This window comes from Cystobacter fuscus, assembly GCF_002305875.1.
GTDB lineage: Bacteria > Myxococcota > Myxococcia > Myxococcales > Myxococcaceae > Cystobacter > Cystobacter fuscus_A.
This window is the reverse complement of sequence record NZ_CP022098.1, coordinates 2,392,389-2,412,168: the sequence shown is the minus strand read 5'-3', so window position 1 is coordinate 2,412,168 and position 19,780 is coordinate 2,392,389. Positions and strand designations below refer to the sequence as shown.

Here is a 19,780-nt window from a genome sequence, read left to right as displayed (position 1 = left end):
GCATCAAGGACAGGCGGAGTCCTTCGCCAGGGACTCCTTCGAGAGTCATGCGCACGGCCGGAGATAGCGAAACGACGCTTCCCGTCCAAGGGGCCCGCGGCAAGGCGGCGCCCCTCTTCCGCGACAAACGAGGACCCCGAGAGGCCCTCACGTGTTGGCGACGTGCCGCGGCATCACTTCAACGCGCCCGCCGGAATCTCGACCACGTACGTATCGACGTCCGTGGCGCTGCCACTGCCCCAGTTGGAGCCGAAGACCACCCGCGTGAAGTCGCGGTTGACGCTGGCGTGCGGCTCGCTCCAGTAACCGTTCGACACGGTGCGGTGGTGCGCCAGCGTGTAGATGGTGGGGTTGGCATTCAGCTGCACGGCCATCACCTTGCGGTGCAGCCACTGCAGCGAGCCGCCGTAGTCGGCATAGGTGCTGACCACCACCCAGCCGGGTCTGGCGAACGCCTTGCCCGAGACATGCAGCGCCGTCGCGGTGCCGCTCAGGTAGGTCGAAAACAGCGCCGTGCGCACGCCCGTGCGCAGGTTCACCATGAACACGTCGCCCGCGTTGGACTGGTAGTCGACGGCCACGTAGACGTCTTCGCCGTTGGCGTCCAACGCCAGATCCGAGTGCTCGGACTTCGAGAGCAGCTGGGTCTTCGTGCTGAAGTCCCGAGAGAACGCCACCGTGCCCCGCGCACCGTCGCCGGACACCACGCAGTAGTTGCCGCTGGGGGACATGCTCACATGGTCGGGACGCTCGCCCTGGGTGTCATACATGCCCAGGATGGTGTTGGTGTCGCGGTCCCAGGTGAACACGCCGACGCTGCTCCAGTCGCTCGCGTCGACCATGAAGCACCAGTAGCGTCCGTCCGCCGAGGGAGAGCCCTCCGATTTCGTCCATGCCGCCGCCGAGGTCGGCCACCTGGCTTTCAGCCGTGCGCCAAAGTCGCCCACGACGCGGGAGACCCCGGTCGAGACATTCAACTCGTGGAGCCGCATGCCGACGCCATTGGTGGGCAGGTAGTACAGCAGGTCCGGGTTCGTCGGGTGCCATTGCGGCTCCGCGTCCGCGGCCGGGCCCGACAGCTGCTTCAGGCGCGCATGGGTGTTGGCGTCATACACATGCCAATACCCATCGAGGGCGTACACCAACTGCCTGGTGCTGTTCGCGTTGAAGGCCTGGCGGCGCGAGTAGTCGTTTCGGGCAAAGCCCGACACGCCATCAGCGGCGTGGTCGGTGGCGCGCACGACACACGTCTTGTAGGTGGGCTCCGAAAACGCCGCCCCCTTGGAGGGCTTCGCCACCGTGGGGATCGGCGTGGCCTGACGGGTGCTGGTGAGAGCGAAGTCGGGTGCATAGAACGAGGCACACGCGGGGCTGAGCGCCGGCTCGCTCACCGGAGCCGGCTGCGTGCTGCGCTGGCACGTCTTGAATTGGCCGGGCGCGGGGTCCGGATTGAAAAAGCAGTACACGCTGCCCGCGGCCAACTCTCGAGTGACCCAGGTATCACCTAGCCCGAATCTCACGGTCGACGGCTTGTCCAACGTGAAGGTCTGATACTGGTTCGCGACCGTCTCCCACCCCCCCGCGGCGAGTCCAGAAGCGCCCGGCGTCAAAGGGGGACCGCCGTCGACCGTGTCCACGCCACAGCCCACCAAGGAGAGACACACCAGCGCCACCCTCCACCCACCTACGTCGCACATCAAGCCACGATTCATGCCAAACGCTCCTCATTGCTCGCCGACAGCAGGACACCGTCGTGTTATTCCTGACGCACGAGGGGTGAGGGGTTTGCATTTTTTTCATTTCTTGAGATTGGGCGAGGTTTCACCGGCCCGGCTTCGCAGCAGGCTCTCCAGGCTCATGTCGAGCGACAGGGCCAGGCCGAGCATGCTCTCGACCTGCGAGGAGGTCATCTTCAGGTGGGCGCTGAGCGCACCGCGGGTGCGCTCGAGCACCTCCTCGCGGGCTCGCGCGATCCAGCGGGAGATCGTCGAGGCGTTCACCCGGTGCATGACGCCCAGCTTCTCGAGCTTGATTCCCTCCGCGTAGTACATGCGCAGGAGGTTGCGCTCGCGGCTCGACAGCGCCGCCATGGCCTCGCGCAGCGCCGAGCGGAGCAGTTCCGCGTGGCGCTCGCGCAGCAGCCGCGACTCCGGATCCAGCGCCGGGTCCATGGCCTGCAACAGGACCCGATCCTCCGTCAGCACCTCGCGCCGGGTGCCCCGGCGCAGGCTGAGTCCTGTCCTCAGCGCGGCCACCCGGAGCCAGGCGGAGAGCGGCCCGAGCCCGGTATAGGCCGCGAGCTTCGGCGCCTCCCCCTCGCCCACGAGCAGTCTGTGGCCGAGCACCGACTTCACCTCATCGACGAGATCGAGCTCGGCGCCCATCCCCCGCAGCGCGGCGCGCACCTCGACGTCCAATCGATGGCTCAGCTCCCGCTGTGCGGCGTCGTCGCCCGAGAGGCACGCGAAGGCGAGCAGCAGATCGTGCACCTGGACACAGGAGAGCACCTCCTCGAGGTCCCCTCCCTCGGTGAGCCGCTCCGCCATATAGCTGACGAACGCCACCTCATCCCCTCCGATGCCCGGGAGTCGGAGACGGGCTTCATCGATCAGTGAGCGCAGGCGACGCTCGAGTGCGCCGATATCACCAAGCTTCGCCGCCGCCGCGGGTGCGAGGCGTCCGCGAAAGGCACGGGAAAGAGGGGGCAGGGAGTCCACGCGGGCATGATACACACCGCCTCACGGGGACGGTGAAGCGTGGCCCATGCTCCGGCCGCCTCCGGCACGCGCGCGGGCGAGATAGCTCCGGGCCCTGACGAGCGCTTCTTTGTTGCCACCAGTTTCCCGCAGCTTCACGGCGCGCTCCAGTGAAGGGAGGGCCCGCTCGAAGCGCCCGAGGTGGAAGGCCGCCACGCCGATGACGTCGAGGGACGAAGCGAGGCTGGAGTGCTCGGGCCCCCACTCCTTTTCCTGGGCGGCGAGGGCGCGCTCGGCGACCGTGAGCGCCTCGGCATACCGGCGCAGCCCGATCAAGGCCTCGGCGATGTTCAACAGGATGCCGGCCTTGTAGGCGCTGTCCGGCTTGAAGCTCTGCTCGTACACCGCGAGCGCCTTCTGGTACGCCACGAGCGCATCGGCATGGCGGCCATCCATGAAGAGGATCCACCCGAGGATGTTGAGATCGTCGGAGACCGCGACATGCTCGGGGCCAAGCGCTCGGGTGTGGATGGCGATGGCCCGCTCCACCAGCTCCTTCGCGGCGGCATACCGCTTCTGGAGGGCCAGGAGATTGCCGAGCTCGGCGAGGACGATGCCGTGATCCGGATGCTCCGGGCCGAGCGCCTTCTCGGTGATGGCCCGCGCACGCTGGAGCGCGGCGAGCGCCTCGTCGCGCCTGCCCATCCTGGAGAGCACCTGGCCGATTGGCACCAGTGCCTTCGCGACGTCCGGATGCTCGGGGCCATGAAGCTTCTCGGCGAGGGCTCGCGCGCGGTCGTACACCCGGAACGCGCGGGCATCGTCACCACGGCGGATCTCCTCCGTGCCGAGCGCCATCAGGATCCTGGCGACCACGGGGTGCCCACCGAGCCCGGCCTGCTCCATGATCTCGAGGGCACGCCGATAGCGCACCGCCGCCTCCTCGTACTTTTCCTCGAGCTGGAGCACCACCCCCAGGTTGAACAGCGAGATGGCGACTTTCGGATGCCGGGGCCCGAAGACCGTCTCGAGGATCGCGAGCGCTCGCTCGTGGTGCGCGCGGGCCTCCTCGTAGAGGGAGAGACTCAAGGACGTGATGGCGACCTCGCTGAGGGACTGGGCAAGGTCCGGGTGGTCCTCGGGCAGCAGCCGGCGGTGGATCGCCAGCGCCTCCCGCGCGTCCTTCAAGGCCTCCTGATAGTCACCCTTCGCCCACAGCACGCCGCCGCGTGTCGAGAGCAGCCGGGCCATTTCCAGCTCGGCGTTACCGAGGCGGACGATGGCGGCGTGCGCGTGCTTGCCGAGCGCCAGCGCCTCGTCGAAACGCGACAGCCTCCGGCCGACGATGTGGACGAGCTTCGTCCAGGCCCGCGCCGCGGTGACGTCATCGCGGCCCGCCTCCGCCGCGAGCACGGCCTCACGCAGGGTCTTCTCGGCGGCCTTCTCCTCTCCCAGAAATGCCTCGGCATCCCCCTGGAGCACACCGAGCCGAGCCTCGAGTGGCTGGTAACCCGTGGCCCTGGCCTCCTCACGTACCCCGCGCACCACCTCGAGCGCCTCCTTGGGCTTGCCCGCCTGGACGAGCGCATGGACCTCGGCCGCCTTCACGCCGAGCGCCTCCACCTTCGCGCGTACCGCTGGATCCGTCGGCGGCGGCACCTTCGCGCTCAGCGCCCGGAGGTCCGAGCACAGGGAGAGCGGAGGGAGGGAGCGCGCCGCTTCCACCGCGTGCTCCACGACCCCCGGGTCCGCCCGGGTGAAGAACGTCCCGAGAGCCCTCACCTCCTCGAGCCGCTCGTCGAGGCACATCATCCGGAGAGCCTGATGCGCCTCGAGCTGCTCCCTGCGTACCTGGGTCGCCTCGCAGGCGTCCCGGCGGGCCTCGACCCAGGCACGTGTGTAGCCGTCGAGGAGGGCCGCGCTCATCCGCGCGGCGTCCCGTGCGAAGGGGGCGCCGGTGGCGAGGAACGCGTCGAGCATCGCGCGCTCGCGCTCGTCATCCCAGACGCCGGCGAGCCTGCGCTCCCCACCGGCACACACCTGGCTCGGCGACGTTCCGAGCGTGAGGGCCCCGAGCGCGCCCAGGGAGAGCAGCGCGAGGACGCCCACACCGAGGCGTACCCGGCGCCAGGGCACGGCCTGAGTCGGCGAGAGCTCCGCGAGCAACGCCTCCATCGAGGCGAAGCGCTCTTCCCGCCGTGGACGCAACGCGCGGAGCAGGGCGCGCCGGACGCGCTCCGGAACCCCTCCGCCGACGGGCGGCTCCGCGGGGCCCCGCGCCTTGCTCGCCGCGAGTTCCTCGAGGCGATTGCCCTCGAAGGCCCCGCGCCGGTAGAGCGCCTCGTGCAGCGCGACCCCGAAGCTGAACTGGTCCGCGAGCGGATCGGCCCGCTCTCCGCGGTGCTGCTCCGGTGCCATGTAGAGCGGTGTACCCATCAGCCCTGCCGGCCGGGACACCCGCGAGGACGACGAGCACCCGCCAGCCGGGCCCTCTCCAGAAGCGTCCTCGCTCGTCCACCCGGCGAGGCCGAAGTCGGTGACGCGGACGCGGCCATCCAGGCCGACCAGCACGTTGGCGGGCTTGAAGTCCCGGTGCACGAGGCCCACCGCGTGGGCCGCCGCGAGCCCCCGCCCCGCCTGCACGAAGCGCTCGAGGATCGCGTCGGCGGGATGGGGGCCTTCGTCCAGCCAGGTGGAGAGCGGCCGCCCGTCGACATACTCCATGGCGATGAAGATCTGCCCGTCGTGGCTGTTGACGTCGTAGATCGTCACCACGTTCGGATGGGAGAGCCGCGCGGCGATGCGCGCCTCGCGCATGAGCCGGGCCGAGGCGAGGTCCACCCCGATGCGCGCGGCCAGCTCGCCTCGCAGGACCTTGAGCGCCACCTTGCGCTCGAGCACGGAGTCATGCGCGGCATACACGACTCCCATCCCTCCCCGGCCGAGCACGTCGAGCAGGGTGTAGCGGCCGAACCGCACGCCGCGCTCGAGCGGCTCGAGGCCGGAGGCGGGCGCCACGACGGCCTCGTCTTCCGCTCCTCCCGTGGTGAGCGATGCCCTGACGGCCGCGACCACCAGGGACCGGCACGACTCGCAGATGTCGACGTGCGCGTCGAACGCGGTTGCCTCGGCGGCCGACAATCGCCCCTCGACGAAGGCAACAATCGTGTTCTCTCCAGGGTGCTCCATCGCCGTCCCAGGGCCATCCCGACTTATCCAGAATACCTGGATTAATTAGAGTATGTCGAGCGTCCGTACCAGTCCCAGTATGGACGGTCTCGAGGCCTCCATGCGAGTCAAGGCGGCGATGTTTCGTAGCCTCCTGGCGGCATGTTGGTGGCGGAGCGGGCCGGCCGCTGCCAGCGGGCACAACTCCCATACGAGCGACCCGTCCCCAAGGGGCCCGCGGCAAGGCGGCACCCCTCTTCACAAGGGAAACGAGGATCCCGAGAGGCCGGCGAGGTTTCACGGCTTCGCGCCTCCTCGTTAGGAGTGGGTTTGACTCAAGGCGGCGCCGTTGGCCGGGCCGGTGTCCCGGCCCTACAGGCACTAGAGCACCGAACAGGTTAGGTGGAGGATACGACTTGTAAAGTGGGTCCGCTTGAGCGGCGCGAGAGGGTCTCCAGGTTCTGCACCGCCGCGAGCCGACGCAGGTCGAAAGTGTTCTTCCGCGCGCCGATGTAGCGCGCGCGGGGACCCTGTCGGTTGCTCAGGTGGGCGAGGCGATGTTCCACGCCCACGCGCTCGCGCAGCTTCGCGCGACCGGCACGGCTTTCCTGAAGCTCGCGCAACTTTTTCTGCAAAGCCTCGTTGTCGCCCATGGAAACAGTTCGCCCTCGGCCAGATGCCGCCTGGGTGCATTGTGCGCGCAGTGGGCAGGGACCGCAGGCTTCGGGGTCGAACTCCACGACCTGCCCAGGCTCGAAGGGCTCTACCTGCCCAGCCGGGCAGGTAATGGTCCCCTCGCGGATGTTGATGTGGAAGTCCTTCTTGCCGAAGAGCCCGGGCCTGACGTTGTTGCCCTTCCAGGGCTTGCACACCACCTCTCCTCCTCGTTCCACCACCTGCTCCACGAGACTGCTGTGCAGGTAGGTCCGGTCTATTTGCAGCACGTCGGGCTCCACTCCCATTCGGGCCATGTCTTTCTGCAGTTGGGGGGCCGCCTCCTCCTCGGGCCGGTTCGCGGGCGTCACGGCGCAAGCCAGTACCAGTTCCGCATCCAGATGGGTGCTGATGTGCTGCTTATATCCATTGAATCGCTTGCTCTTGCTCTTGCGGCCATGCCGCATCTCGGCGTCTTCAATCGACACCCGTCTGTCCTCGGCCACACCCTGCCGGATTCGCACCTCTCCCTCGTCCGTTGATTCCAAGTCCTGCTGCTTCACTTGGACAAGCGCTTCGATGTAGTGGCTCAGCGGTGTCAGTTCCGTCTCGGGCCGCCTCCTCTGCACCCACGCGCTCAAGCCGTCGAGTTGCTCGCACAGACGGTTGAGCGCCTCATTCTTCTGCTCCGCATCAGTCCAGTCGATGTCCAACGCCGCCTTGGTGCTGCTGGCCGCCAACAGCGGCGCGCCCGCTTCCTGGCAGACTTCCTCGAAGCTCATGTTCAGCTCAGCGGCGATGCACTCCGCTATTTTCCGTCCGGCATGGCCGAGGAGGTTGACAGTGTCCTCAACTCGCCCGGCCCCTTCTAAAGGGCGACTATCCACCGCCACCCGCACGCTCTTGGGCAGTTTCTTCCAGTCAAAGGCTTGTGTTTGTCTGGCTAATTCCACCGTGCGTTCCAGGACACGTCGGTCCATGTCGTGGCGGATGAGCCGCTCGCGAAATTGCTGGAGCCCACCCTGTGAGAAGGCAGGGGCGTCGCCTGGCTGTGCCAGTGTGGCGAGCACCATCCGCCAGCAGCTGTCTGTTGCCGAGAGGCGTACCGCCTCCGCATCCGACACCTGGAGGTAGCCTTGCAGCAGCACGGCCATACACAGCAGGGCGGGCGGTTGAGGCTCATCTCCCTGTCCACTGCTGCGATACATCGCCTCGAGTTCCTCCTGGAATTTCTCGTCGAAAATCTCGTGGCGATGCTCTCGCAAAAACACGAACAGCTTGCGGCTCTTGCCCACCAGCCGCAGCAGTCGCGTCTCCCGCTCATTGCACTTCACTTCGGGGGTCCAGCGCTCCATGGCGTTCCTCCATCGACCTTCGCGGAACGCAGAGCACGCCACCCACTCTCTTGTCGATCCGTCCATACAACTGGACCATCCACTCGGCTGGACTCCATCGGGCTTTTCAGCCTGATCGGCGCTCTAGCTCGAAGGGAGGACCTTCCCATGCGTTTCCGAGCCTGCCTTGTACTTCTGCTCTTGGCCTCAGCCTGCGCTAGCGCGCCCGCCCCGCAGTCGATGCCACGGCCCCATGCCTTCGCGTCGACTCCCACCCCGGGCCCGCGCATCCGGCTCGTTTCCTCGCCGATGGAGCCGACACCGGAACGGTCGTGGATTGGAAAGGCGGACCTGGACAAGGCCAGGGCACTGCTATCTCGGGCACGCCAAGACATCGAGCCGCGTCAGTGGGAACAGTTGAACCGCAAGCTCACCGCGGCGGAACGGGCCTTCGAACGCTTCTCGCGCGCCGCGAAAGCGAGCGGGCAGGCCGCCGAGGTGGTGAGGGGAGCAGAGGGCGTCGCGCAGGCGGGACGCGCCAGGACGATGGCTGAATTCCTCCCCCGCGTGGGCCCGTTGCTCGTGGGCCTCGTCCTGCTCTACCCCTCCAGCACCGCCGGGCCGGACATCGACCGTCGCCCGGAGTGGGTCGACGCTCAAGGGGAGTATGAGGCCCGTCTGCGGGAGGTGGCGGAGGAGTCGCGGCGGCTCATGGAGGAATTTGAGCGTCAGGAAGCAGAGGAGGTCGTGCCGGACGTTGATTCGGACCCGGTTGCGGCGGTCACGGCTCCCACCCCTTGGTGGAAAAAGACCAATCCGGCGACGGGTAGGAACTACACCAGCATGGAGGAGTACGACCGGGTTCCCCGCCACCCGGATCAGACCTGCAAGAACAGCCGGCTCGACGAGCTTGAGGCGGAAAAAAAGCTGCTTGTGAAGTTAGTTCCTCCCTACGATCCGAAGGCGCCTAGATCGAAGAACGTAGAGAAGCTGGACAAGGTGCCGTGTTCCAGGATCCGGCTGCGTCTTGAATCGATGAAAAGAGTTCTGGAGAAACGGTGGGAGATTGAGAAAGAATGCTTTGGAGGCAAGCCCGACCCGGGCCACGATACAACAATGACCGAACTCGAACAGGGCATTGCGAATATCAAGAAACTCGAAGCAAAGAATTGTGCCCCTGGTCATCCGATGACGGAAAAGTGAATCATGTCGAAAGAACTCTTCGCAGCGATCGAGCAGCATGATACGGCCCGGGTCAAGGCGCTGCTGGCGGGAGGGGCCGATCCGAACGAGCCACAGCAGGAATGGCCGGGACTGCTTCCGTTGCAAGTGGCCATCCACGCACTCGCCGATGGAGGCGAACTCAGTGTGCTCCTGGCGCTTCTTGAGCACGGCGCGGATGTCAACGCATGGGATGCCGAGCGGGACAGGACCCCTTTGTTGGAGGCGGTCTGCGAAAACCAGCTAGCGGCAGTCGACGTGCTCGTGAAAGCGGGGGCCGAACCCAATGTGCGCAGCAGTGAAGGCGATACGCCGCTGCGGGCGTGCGCGGAGCTGGGCGATGTGGAAATGGCTTCTCTCCTACTGGGCGCGGGTGCCACACAGACTATCAATGACTGGGGCGGATTGACTGGATGCACCGCACTCGGGATTGCGATATCGCGGCTGGACATTCCGATGATGAGACTACTTCTCGACGCGGGCGCGGACCCAGAGGCCCCAGACGACAACCGACAGCCCACTCGTGACCGCCTGCCGCCACGCGATGACTCCGACCCTCAGAAATGGGACGCCGCGTTCGAGCTGCTCGGAGGAGCGAAGGACCGCATGCCGTTGTAGAACGGAGGTCGCGCGCCTCGGGCTCACGGGCGCGCAGCTCGACCTGGACGACCCCTCTTACCTGGACGCGCTCAAACGGGCCTACGAGCGCTTCCCGGAGATCGGCGGGCGATCCACCCCTTGAGGCTCGGCACGGCTCGCGGTGGCCGTGCTCAGGGCCCCGCCTGATGGCTCACCGGGAAGGTGACGTTCCCAATGGTGACGGTGCGCGGCCCGCCTGCCTCCCACAGCTTGAGGGTGCAGGGGCAGCCGAGCTGCACGCGTTCCCCCTCGATGCCCACCACGACGGCACCGGCCCCCTTCGCGGGAATGGGTGCCTCTTGCCACCAAGCAAGTTCCACCTCGTCCCCCGCCGAGTCCACCAGCGCCGCCCCCGCCAGCGTCCAGGGCTTCGCGCCGGGGTTGGACAGGCTCAGCCGCACTGCCACGCTTTCCGGTTGGGCCTCACCCGTGCGGGTGTAGCTGTAGCTCCGGACTTCATCCCACCCGAGCGCGTTTGCTGGATGGTGCTTCAACTGCCAGCGAAGGGGCATCGACGCGAGGCTCCCAGCCCGCTCCATCCACGCGGTCCCCATGAGCCCGACCGGCCCCTCTCGCTCGGCCAGCAGCCGCGCCTTGTCCTCCTGGCACTGGCGCGCGTCGGCCTGTGCTTCGTCACGCTCCTTCTTGAGCACGTCGGGCGGGCGCGGCTTGCGGAACACCTCAACGCGCCGCGTCCCCCTTGCCGCATGGCCTACAAGCCAGAAGCTCGCACTCGCCGGTGCCGCGCCATCCGCGAAGCGCACCGTCACCTTTACCCGCTCCCCTGGCAGATAGTCCGCCCTGGGAGCGGCGTAGAGACTAAGCCCCACCACTTTCAAGGTCATGTAGAGGGTGCTACCATAGCGGTCAGGTGGGAAGGTGAATGCCCACCTGGGCGGAGGTGGGTCCGGGACGATGGACGGCCAAGACGAATTCCTCGCGCCCACACGCGGAGGAATGAACGTGGCCTTGAATGCAATCGTGGAGCGTTTCACGCAGCGCAGCCCCGTGACGGTGATGGTGCGCCGCACGCTCGAGCATGCCCTGAGTTCGCAGTGGATTGACGAGGTATTTGAAGCACAGCGGGACAAGCAATACACGCGTGAGCTGCTGTTCTCCTCGGTAGTGGATTTGATGGGGCTGGTGGCGCTGGGATTGCGACCGTCGCTGCACGCCGCGGCACAGTCGGACCCAGACTTGACCGTCTCGCTGGCGGCGCTCTATGACAAAGTCAATCGCACCGAGCCCCAAGTAGTGCGAGCGCTAGTGCAAGGGAGCGCGGAGAGACTGTTCCCCGTGCTTCTGGATTGTCATTCACCGCGTACTTGGCGTTGCTGATGAGGTTCAGGACGATCTGCAGCAGCTTGTGCTTGTCGACCATCACGTGCGGCAGTGGGGCGAAGTGCCGCTCGACCTCGACGCCGTGCCGCCCGAGCGCCGCCGCGTTGATGCGGAGCGCGTCCTCGACCAAGTCCTGCAGCGAGGTCACCTCCAAGATGTTCGAGGACATGGCGTAGTTCTGCTGGAGCTCGACGATCATCCGGATGTGCTCGACATGGCGGTGGAGAGCCGCCGTCATCTCCAGCAGTTCGTCGCGCGTGGAGGACAAGTGCTGCCCGAGCTTGCCGAGGTACTCGGGCAGGCGCCGCCCGCGCTCGTCCTCCGTCATGAAGACCGCGAGGTCCGCGCGGTGCGACTCGAGCAGCTCGGCGAGCTTGATGAGCGGTTGCACGCGGAGCGTCCGCAGCCGCTCGTCCAGGATGCTGGCCGAGGTGTTGATGCTGTTGAGGACGTTGCCCACGTTGTGCAGCACGTTGGTGGCGAGCTCGGCCATGCCCGCCTGGCGCGCCAGCTCCACGGCGCGGCGCTGGGCGTCCTTCAGCTCCTGCGTGCGCTCCTTGACACGGACCTCCAGCCCATCATGCGCGTGGCGCAGGGCCTCGTTGGTCTGTGCGAGCTCCCGCGTGCGCTCGGCCACCCGCTGCTCGAGCTCGTCGCGGGCCAATCGTAGCGCCGCCTCGCTGCGTGCGAGCTCCTCCGTCGAGGCCGCGAATGGCAGGAGGATGCGCCAGATGACGAACATGGCGCTCCCGAGCATCAGCAGGAAGAGGCCAATGGACGACCTCTCCGACCGCTCGCGAGAGCAGCGCATCGCCTCCGCCTATGCGCCGAGGCTCCAGGCAATCCCCGATGAAATGGCTCCTGACGTGCGTCGCGCCGGTCCTGCTCGCAGTATGGATTTTGTTCTTGAGCGCTCACGGGCCGACCTCATGTCGAGATCGGCGCGCTCCCGCCGGCTTCCGCGCCTTCCGAGATGTCGATTGCCCAGCTTCCGACCGGCGCCACCTACCGCAGCGCGTCCTTTGGGTATCGCGGTGGCTCTCTCTTCGAGCCGCGAGAGTTCTCCATGACCGCGACCCTGATCAAGCACCCCAAAGGTGATCTCTTGATCGACACCGGGTTCGGTCGGGATATCGCACAGCACCTCGCGACGCTGCCTCTCTTCTTTCGGCTCCTGACACGGTACTCGCTGAACAAGACCGCGCGCGAGCAACTCCAATCGAGCGGGTATGACCTGACCCGGCTGCGCGCGATCCTTTTGACCCACTCCCACTGGGACCACATCAGCGGCGCCGCGGATTTTCCCGAAGTGCCTGTCTGGATACCTCCCGCGGAACGAAGCTTCGTACAAGGTGAAGACTTCACCACGGCCCCGGCAAGAAGCATCAAGTCGCTGCATCTCGAAGAGTATCGATTCGATGCGCACCCCTATCTCGGCTTCGCGGAGAGCCATGATGTCTACGGAGATGGCACGGTGGTGAGCGTCCCGGCGCCCGGCCATTCGCCGGGCTCTGTGATTGTCTTCGTGACGCTTCCGGACAACAAGCGCTACGCCTTTATCGGAGACCTCGCCTGGCAATTGGAGGGCGTCACCGAGCAGGAGGAGCGCCCGCTCACGCAGCGCCTCGCAGATGTCGAGCCTCGGCTCGTTCGTGAGAACCTCGCGCATATGGCCGCGATATCAGCGCGATACCCGGAGATGACCATCGTCGTCGCGCATGATCCGCGGAGCTTCGCGTCGATTCCGACGTTGGTGCCAAAGCCATAAGATGGGCCGGTGTGTGCCCCCGAGAGAGGGGGTCAAGGAATATCAGTTCCACTGGCTCGGCGATTTCCTCGGCGAAGCGCCCCTCCCTCGCCTCCAAGTCCTCGCTCCCTCTCTTGCTCCAGCGCTTCGTCCAGCTCAACCACTGGAACAGTCGCCGAGCCGGGCCCAGCAGCTGCGGCAGGCACGTGAGGCCCGGCCACTCGGTACTCCTCTCCACCAGGCCCTCCTTCACCCCATGGGCCAGCACGTAGCGCAACCGGCCTACCAGCGCCTCGTCGTCCAGTACCGGCTCGGCTGAATAGCGCCTCTCCCAGAAGCCGCCACTCCAGTCCACCAGTCGCCCCACCTTCCTGGAGAGGTTGGCGCGCAGGTACTGCATGAAACCGGCGAGCGCTGGCCCCCCGGGCCCACACCAGCAGGTGGAAATGGTTGGAGGCAAAGGTGAAGGCGTGCAGCCGTATGCCTTCTACCACCTCGTTCATCTCCGCGCTGGGGCGCAGCAACAGCCGTCCCTGGAAGCACCTGGACGTCACGAAATAGAAGCACTCCTCCTGGAACATCCTCAGCGGCCAGCCCATCCCCATCCCCTACGCACGAGTCACAGAGCCGGATGCGCCCGGTGGGCCAGCGCCAAGTCCTCGGAAAGACTTGAAGCGCGGTCGGTTACCCGTCCACGCCCGAGCCTCGTTCTCGCTCAAGCCCCTCGTTTCGAATCCTTTGACACCGTCCCTGGACACCGTCCCTGGTGGATGCGATGCGTCAGGACTCAATCGAACTCGTTTTCCGATTCCGAGTCCGAGTTGAAGCCGGAGGTCATATAGGTCTTGGTGGTTCTCTTGGTGCGCTTTGTGTACTTCGTGATGTGAATCTTCTTGTCCTCCAGGTTCTGGAGCGTGTTCGCCGCCGCTTGATCACTTTGATTGATGTTTTGCGCGGTCCACAGATTCCCAGGGTGCTCATGATCGGCGAACAGCTTGCCGGTGAGGTGCGGCTTGTTCTTGTATTCTTCCAGTACGCCCGCACAGGTCGAGCACGCCCGCTTGGTCCCCGCGACATAGTATTTCGGGGCGTCGGTGCTCATCAAACCCGCGGCTTTTGCGATTTGGTCGAACACCTCGAGATGGTAGAGTTCGGCGTGTTTCGTCGGTCCTTTGAAGCCAAAACCAGCCTCGTAGTGAACGATTTTGTTGGCGATGTCATTGTATGTGTTCACTCTGTTGTGCTTGAGGATGTAGACACCCTCACAGGAGTTGGTCAGGAAGTTGATGAGAGGCTGGACGTTCTTGTCGAGCTTGACCCAGTCGTTGTACCGGACACCGGTCTCCGACAAGAGTTCCTTCAGCTTGTCGTCATGCCGTTTCATCCGGTGGTCGAAGTAGTCTGCGATGCCTTGGGTTTTCAGCTTCGACGTACCTTTTTTCTTCATGATGCCCAACAGGTCATCGCCGTCCATTCCCGAGATCTTGGTGTTGAACTCGGTCACATTGTTCTCGGTGATGAGCAGGGTGTTGAGGACGGAGATCCAGCCAATCTGCACCTCGGCGAGCCCCACGAAATTCTGCTCATTCAAATACGACAACATGTTCTCCGCCAGGTAGGTCAAGATCCGATTGAGCGCCAGATCCGCCGTCCGGAAACTGTGAGCCTTCCGCTGGATGATGGTCGAGGTATTCATGGTCAAACCCGCGCCAGTCGCGCCGATCTGGAAGTCGGGATCGTCCTCGAAAACCTTGAAGGTCGAGTACTCGACGTAGTTCTTGTTGGTTCCCTTGGTCTTCTCCGGGTACATCTTGTGGTTGTACAGGTTCTGCTTCCTGTTGCTTCGGAACGTGCTGTAGCGGATCTCGAACCCCTTGAACGAAGCCTTGGGTTCTTTTTTGATTGTCTTTTTGAGGATCGAGCTGTTCTTGGAGTCTGGCTGGCTATGGCTCGGCATGGTCTTCCCCCTGTTCGAGGTTGTCGCCTACGCGGACTTCTCCAGTGTAGCCGTAGGAGGAGGAACCGGACAAGCTGGCCCGCTGCGGAGGGTGTTGTTTCGACGAAGCGCCGATCCCTCCCTCGCCAACACCCCTTCCCCCGCGAAGGATCCGGATGAGTGCGAAGCGCCCCGCCGGGCGGTGCTGGAGCAGCAGGCCATCACCGCCACGCCGCGCACGGATGCGCCCTCGATGGGCCGCGCCGACGCGAAGTCGAGCAACGAGAGCGTCGCCTCGAACCTGCGAATGGCGATCCGCGTGCAGCCGGCCGTGTCGCCGAAGGGATCGAGCTGACAGATGTTCGGCTCCAGCGACACCCTCGCCGCACCCGCGTTGGCGGAGATGGCAATTCGGTGGCTCGCCTGCCCGTTCGAGAGCAGGAGCGGCGTCACCTGGTACGGCGTCGCCAACTCCAGACGGAGAGGCTTCATGGTGGTTTCCCTTTCGCTGAGAGCTAGAGGGGCGCCGGTGGAAATGTGATGCGCGGACCCGCCGTCGTCGGCGTCAGCGCGGGGACCGCGCCAGGCCCCGGGCGAGTTCCACAGCCCAGGGCCAGCGCGCACAGCAACACCTCGGTGAGGAACACCGAGGGGACTCCGCGCGCGAGCGCGGTGAACAGGTGCGATTTGTAGAGATGATTCGTACGACTCGGGCGGGCCAGTGGGAGACCGCTCCCGGGAGAAGGGCGTCTCGCCGAAGAGACGAGGAGGGGCGGACACGGACGTCCACGGCCTGTTGGCTCCCCTCTCCGGGTGCGCCTGGCCCGCTCCGTGCCGAGGCGCCACGCGCCACACCCGGTCCTCATGCACGCTCGACCGCTGGTTCGACCGGGCCCTCCAGGCCACGACCCTCTCCGAGGTGCTGGACGGCGGGGCACACGCCTCTCGGCGTGTTGGGGCTCACAGCGAGCGTCTGGGCTGAACACGTCAACGCGCCCCGTCGTGGCGAGCGTCCAGGTAGGAGAGAACTCCACGCCTGCGGGGCACGTTGCGCAAGCGCGGCCCCACCGTGCCGACACTCGCCTAGTTCAGGCGCACCTTCAGGTGCTCCACCGAAGCGCTGGGCCGCCCCATGAAGGTGTCGAGCAGGCGCTCTTCGACGTTCTCCTCTTCCCAAACGGCTGCGCACTCAAGCCCGATGCATTCTTGGGGCTCTGCACGCCTCGAATTACCAGCGGTGTCAAAGATCGTGCAGTCGCGGAAGTTTCCAATGTCCTGCATGAACTGAACGATCGGTTGGGAGAATTGCTCTTCCAGCCGCCTCCATCCGATGAGCTCCCACCCTCTCTCCTTCATGTGGCGGACAGAAATCTTGAAGAGAATGGGCTGGGAGGCGATACGCTCCAGGTCGGAATCCGGAGTCTCGGTCCTGTAATTGTAATAGGCGTCATGCGGCAGCTTCAGCACCCGGCCATAGCCCAAAGAGCCGTCAGCGAGGGGAATTCTCAAAAACGATCCGGGCTTGTAAAGGCGAGACATCTGCTAGTATCCCGTGTACGGATGAAGTAGGCCCCACGTCTCCGTGGCGGCAGTGTGAAACCGTCGGCCTCGCGGATTGTCCTTCGCCACGCCGCATACGACGTTTTCGGTGCGATAAGGTTCTCCGGTGTCGGAGCGAGCGCCTCCCAGAGAGTCAATCAACTGCTGTTCTCGTCCGCGAATCCGCCAGTACGCGACGTCGTCGTATCGCTGGTCATAGTCAACAGCAATCCCGACATCGAATCGATCAACCCTCGCGGGCTCAAATACAACATCCCGAGGTTCAGTGTTCTCGTCCATGTGATGGTTTTTGTCCCGAAGGAGAACGGCCGCTATCGCTTGAAGTTCGAGGGACTGGGTGAGCTCAACAACCATGCTGGTCCGCCCCGAGTAGTAGCGATGGGTTGTCCTGTTGCGCTTCCTGTAGGTGACATAGATGCGCCCCAGTCGTTTCTTGTCACCCTTGTCTGGCTCAGGCTTGGGCGCTGCGCCTGGAGAAGCCAGGGACGAGTATCGACCTTGGACCCAGCCCTTCACATCGCCAAAGTGCGTGCCGTAATACCTGTCCGCGATGTCGATGGGAGTTTTCTCTCCAGCTGCGGCTGCACTGGCCGTCAGGCACACCAGCAGGCCGCTACCGATCGCCGCCACCACCGCGCCTCCCACCACCACCACCACCTCACCCACCGCGCCGCCAGCCCCCACCTCCACCCCCAGGCCGCCCTCGGGCACGAGCCGGAGCACACCGCGGGGGACACCATCTCCCAGGCCCTCGCCGGACAGCCCCTCCGGGGAAGGTGCCGAACGTGGGGCAAGCGGCTCAACGGGACCAGCACCCACCGGCGCCGCCACCAACACCACCCGCATCCCCGCTCTCGGCGCCTCCACTGCCTCCTTGTGCGCCCCGGCTGCACCGTCACGGTGCGGGACATAGACACAGCGCCGAGGCTGCTCCGGGGCCTCTCGGACGCTCGGAGCCGTGCCGCTACACCCCACCAGCACCATGCACAGCAGCACCACCCACCCACGCGACACGCAGCGCCTCCGGGTGTTGGCTCCTGCCGGGAAGTGCTGGAGTTTACAGGCAGCCCGTGAGCTCCTGTCAATGCAGCGTCTTGAGGTGAAGGACAGACCGGAGAAGGTGTCACCGGAGAAGGTGTCAGACGATTTGTAGAGATGATTCGTACGACTCGGACGAGCCAGTGGGAGACCGCTCCCGGGAGAAAGGCGTCTCGCCGAAGAGATGAAGGGGGACGAATACGGACGTCCACGGCCTGTTGGCTCCCTCCAGGGAGTTCCTGGCCCGCTCCATGCTGAAGGCGCCGTGCGCCATGCCCGGTCCTCATGACCTCTTCGCCCGCTATACCTTTGGCCGCCCCGAGCGAGCGGAGGCCGAGCTGCGTGCCGTCCTCCCCGCCCACGTCGTCTCCGCCGTGGACTGGTCGACTCTGCGCCTGGAGCCCGGCAGCGTGGTGGACCCGGAACTGCGCGAGACCGAGAGCGACCTGCTCTTCACCGCCCGCCTGCGCTCGGGCCGCCCGCTGCTGCTGTACGTGCTGCTCGAACATCAATCCACCGTGGACAAGTGGATGGCGCTGAGAATGCTGCGCTACGTGGTGCGTCAGGTGGAGCGCTGGCGCCAGGAGCACCCGGAGCGCTCGGGGTTGCCCGTCATCCTCCCGCTGGTGATGTACCACGGGCCCGAGGGGGCCTGGAGCGCGCCGCGGCGGGTGGAGGACCTGTTCGAGCTGCCGGGGGAGAGCGAGGAGGAGCGGGCGCACTGGCGAGCGTGGGTGCCGCGCTTCGAGTACCTGCTCGATGACCTGACAGCCGAACGGGAAGAGGCGTTGAAAGCACGACCCGGGCCTGCGCTGGCCCGGCTGGCGTGGTTGGTGCTGCGCTACGGGCGTACCGGAGAACTGGCGCGCAAGCTACCCGAGTGGGTGGGCCTCTTCGCCCAGGTCCAGGCAGCACCAGAGGGGGCCGAACATCTGCGAGTGGTCATCCGTTACCTGCTGTGGACCGGGGACAAGGCCGTCCACAACGTTACAGGTCAGGTGCTACATTCAGTCCTGGACGAGCAACGCGCGGAGGAGTTGATGCGGAGCTATGGCGAGGAACTCATCGAGCAGGGACGTCAACAGGGCCTGGCGCAGGGCCTGAGCCGAGGACGTGCCGAGGGCATCCTGCGGCTTCTCGCCTTCCGGCGGATTCACGTGGAGGAAGCAGCCCGGCAGCGCATCCTCGACTGCACGGACGTGGACACGCTCGACCACTGGTTCGACCGGGCCCTCCAGGCCACCACTCTCTCCGAGGTGCTGGACAGCGGGGCACACGCCTCTCGGCGAACGGACTCGTGACACGCTCTCCGCTCGAGTGCCTCTGACGTGGAGGCGACGGGAAGCGAAGCCGCCGCCCCGTCCCGCTCAGCGCACCGGGGGCGGATTGCGCTCGGTGAAGCCGCGCTGGTGGAAGTAGGGGTAGGCCAGCGTCGTGGCGCTCGCGGCGTCCAGACGCGCCACCTGCTCGGGCGTCAGGTTCCAGCCCACCGCCGCCAGGTTCTGCCGCAACTGCTCCTCGTTGCGCGCCCCGATGATGACGTTGGACACCGTCGGCCGCTGCAACAGCCAGTTGATGGCAATCTGTGGCACCGTCTTGCCCGTTTCCTTCGCCACCTCGTCCAGCGCATCCACGACCCGGTAGAGGTACTCGTCCTCCACCGGCGGGCCTCCCTGCACCGTCGCCTCCGAGCGCATGCGGCTGGTCTCCGGCAACGGCTGGCCCCGGCGGATCTTCCCCGTCAGCCGGCCCCACCCCAGCGGACTCCAGACGATGGCGCCCACCCCCTGGTCGAGCCCCAGCGGCATCAGCTCCCACTCGTAGCTGCGCCCGATGAGCGAGTAGTACGCCTGGTGCGCCACGTAGCGCGCCCAGCCGTACTTCTCGGACACGGCCAGTGACTTCATCAGGTGCCAGCCCGAGAAGTTCGAGCAGCCGATGTAGCGGATCTTCCCCGCGCGCACGAGGTCATCCAGGCAGCTCAGCGTCTCCTCCACGGGCGTGGAGGCATCGAAGCCGTGCAACTGGTAGATGTCGATGTAGTCGGTACCCAGCCGCTTGAGGCTGCCCTCGACGGTGCGGATGAGGTGGAAGCGCGAGGAGCCCACGTCGTTGGCGCCCGGGCCCACGCGGAACGTGCCCTTCGTCGAGACGATGACCCGGTCGCGGCGGCCCTTGATGGCCTGCCCCAGAATCTCCTCCGCGAGGCCATTGGAGTAGGCGTCGGCCGAGTCGAACATGGTGAGTCCCGCCTCGAGCGAGATGTCCACCAGCCGCGTGGCCTCCGCGACCCCGGAATTGCCAAAGCCCTTGAAGAACTCGTTGGCCCCACCAAACGTCCCCGTCCCCAGGCTCAACACGGGGACCTTGAAGCCTGAACCACCCAACCGTCTGTATTCCATCTGGCCTGATGCTCCTGAGAAAGAGGCGCGGACGGCGCCGCTGG

Annotated in this window: 16 protein-coding genes and 1 pseudogene; 7 read left to right on the top strand and 10 right to left on the bottom strand. The window is 65.8% G+C overall.

Features of this window, described 5'->3' with window-relative positions:
• Positions 1-173: 173 nt before the first annotated feature.
• The 4 genes from CYFUS_RS09995 to CYFUS_RS09980 all read right to left on the bottom strand — a co-directional run bounded on the left by CYFUS_RS09995 (position 174) and on the right by CYFUS_RS09980 (position 7,873).
• Positions 174-1,712 carry a hypothetical protein gene (locus tag CYFUS_RS09995; RefSeq protein WP_232537479.1) on the bottom strand — a complete coding sequence of 513 codons (1,539 nt, stop codon included), beginning with the start codon at positions 1,710-1,712 and terminating at the stop codon, positions 174-176.
• An 84-nt stretch (positions 1,713-1,796) separates the two neighbouring features.
• A complete protein-coding gene (locus CYFUS_RS09990) occupies positions 1,797-2,564 on the bottom strand; it encodes a sigma factor-like helix-turn-helix DNA-binding protein (RefSeq protein WP_157758368.1) in 768 nt (255 codons plus the stop codon).
• 174 nt (positions 2,565-2,738) lie between these two features.
• The gene (locus CYFUS_RS09985) at positions 2,739-5,885 is read right to left on the bottom strand and encodes a serine/threonine-protein kinase (protein ID WP_095985012.1); all 3,147 of its coding nucleotides are present in this window, start codon (positions 5,883-5,885) and stop codon (positions 2,739-2,741) included.
• A 377-nt stretch (positions 5,886-6,262) separates the two neighbouring features.
• Positions 6,263-7,873 carry an IS1182 family transposase gene (locus CYFUS_RS09980; protein ID WP_095985011.1) on the bottom strand — a complete coding sequence of 537 codons (1,611 nt, stop codon included), beginning with the start codon at positions 7,871-7,873 and terminating at the stop codon, positions 6,263-6,265.
• A gap of 396 nt (positions 7,874-8,269) precedes the next feature.
• Here CYFUS_RS09980 and CYFUS_RS09975 point away from each other — a divergent pair, with 396 nt between their 5' ends.
• From CYFUS_RS09975 to CYFUS_RS52530, 3 genes are read left to right on the top strand one after another with little or no spacing between them, the layout of a single operon-like run.
• Positions 8,270-9,055: a hypothetical protein gene (locus CYFUS_RS09975; protein ID WP_157758367.1), complete on the top strand. Its 786-nt coding sequence runs from the start codon at positions 8,270-8,272 to the stop codon at positions 9,053-9,055.
• A 3-nt stretch (positions 9,056-9,058) separates the two neighbouring features.
• Positions 9,059-9,691 (top strand): ankyrin repeat domain-containing protein, encoded by a 633-nt coding sequence (locus CYFUS_RS09970; RefSeq protein WP_095985009.1) that lies wholly within the window; start codon positions 9,059-9,061, stop codon positions 9,689-9,691.
• On the top strand, positions 9,618-9,815 hold the full coding sequence (locus CYFUS_RS52530; protein ID WP_095985008.1) for a DUF5953 family protein: 198 nt from the start codon (positions 9,618-9,620) through the stop codon (positions 9,813-9,815). Before CYFUS_RS09970 ends, CYFUS_RS52530 begins: the two co-directional genes overlap by 74 nt.
• 28 nt (positions 9,816-9,843) lie before the next feature.
• Here the strand turns inward: CYFUS_RS52530 and CYFUS_RS09960 are convergent, their stop codons facing one another.
• Positions 9,844-10,557 (bottom strand): DUF2381 family protein, encoded by a 714-nt coding sequence (locus CYFUS_RS09960; RefSeq protein ID WP_095985007.1) that lies wholly within the window; start codon positions 10,555-10,557, stop codon positions 9,844-9,846.
• A gap of 172 nt (positions 10,558-10,729) precedes the next feature.
• Here CYFUS_RS09960 and CYFUS_RS52525 point away from each other — a divergent pair.
• Positions 10,730-11,011, top strand: a pseudogene (locus tag CYFUS_RS52525) (IS4 family transposase); the annotation flags it as partial.
• On the opposite strand, the gene CYFUS_RS09950 reads toward CYFUS_RS52525, so the two are convergent.
• Positions 10,944-11,864: a hypothetical protein gene (locus CYFUS_RS09950; RefSeq protein ID WP_095985006.1), complete on the bottom strand. Its 921-nt coding sequence runs from the start codon at positions 11,862-11,864 to the stop codon at positions 10,944-10,946. The pseudogene CYFUS_RS52525 and the gene CYFUS_RS09950 overlap by 68 nt on opposite strands.
• Positions 11,865-12,119: 255 nt before the next feature.
• Here CYFUS_RS09950 and CYFUS_RS09945 point away from each other — a divergent pair, with 255 nt between their 5' ends.
• The gene (locus tag CYFUS_RS09945; RefSeq protein ID WP_095991910.1) at positions 12,120-12,821 is read left to right on the top strand and encodes an MBL fold metallo-hydrolase; all 702 of its coding nucleotides are present in this window, start codon (positions 12,120-12,122) and stop codon (positions 12,819-12,821) included.
• Between the two features lie 766 nt (positions 12,822-13,587).
• On the opposite strand, the gene CYFUS_RS09935 is transcribed toward CYFUS_RS09945, so the two are convergent.
• The gene (locus tag CYFUS_RS09935; RefSeq protein ID WP_232537478.1) at positions 13,588-14,610 is read right to left on the bottom strand and encodes a hypothetical protein; all 1,023 of its coding nucleotides are present in this window, start codon (positions 14,608-14,610) and stop codon (positions 13,588-13,590) included.
• 64 nt (positions 14,611-14,674) lie between these two features.
• Here CYFUS_RS09935 and CYFUS_RS52520 point away from each other — a divergent pair, with 64 nt between their 5' ends.
• A complete protein-coding gene (locus CYFUS_RS52520; protein WP_232537477.1) occupies positions 14,675-15,091 on the top strand; it encodes a hypothetical protein in 417 nt (138 codons plus the stop codon).
• A 728-nt stretch (positions 15,092-15,819) separates the two neighbouring features.
• Here CYFUS_RS52520 and CYFUS_RS09915 read toward each other — a convergent pair.
• Positions 15,820-16,275 (bottom strand): immunity 26/phosphotriesterase HocA family protein, encoded by a 456-nt coding sequence (locus CYFUS_RS09915; RefSeq protein ID WP_095985001.1) that lies wholly within the window; start codon positions 16,273-16,275, stop codon positions 15,820-15,822.
• 3 nt (positions 16,276-16,278) lie between these two features.
• A complete protein-coding gene (locus CYFUS_RS09910) occupies positions 16,279-17,142 on the bottom strand; it encodes a hypothetical protein (protein WP_157758364.1) in 864 nt (287 codons plus the stop codon).
• A 443-nt stretch (positions 17,143-17,585) separates the two neighbouring features.
• Here CYFUS_RS09910 and CYFUS_RS09905 point away from each other — a divergent pair, with 443 nt between their 5' ends.
• Positions 17,586-18,635, top strand: a complete 1,050-nt coding sequence (locus CYFUS_RS09905; protein WP_232537476.1) for an Rpn family recombination-promoting nuclease/putative transposase — start codon at positions 17,586-17,588, stop codon at positions 18,633-18,635.
• Positions 18,636-18,701: 66 nt separating this feature from the next.
• Here CYFUS_RS09905 and CYFUS_RS09900 read toward each other — a convergent pair whose 3' ends face one another.
• A complete protein-coding gene (locus tag CYFUS_RS09900; RefSeq protein ID WP_095984999.1) occupies positions 18,702-19,736 on the bottom strand; it encodes an aldo/keto reductase in 1,035 nt (344 codons plus the stop codon).
• Between the last annotated feature and the right edge of the window lie 44 nt (positions 19,737-19,780).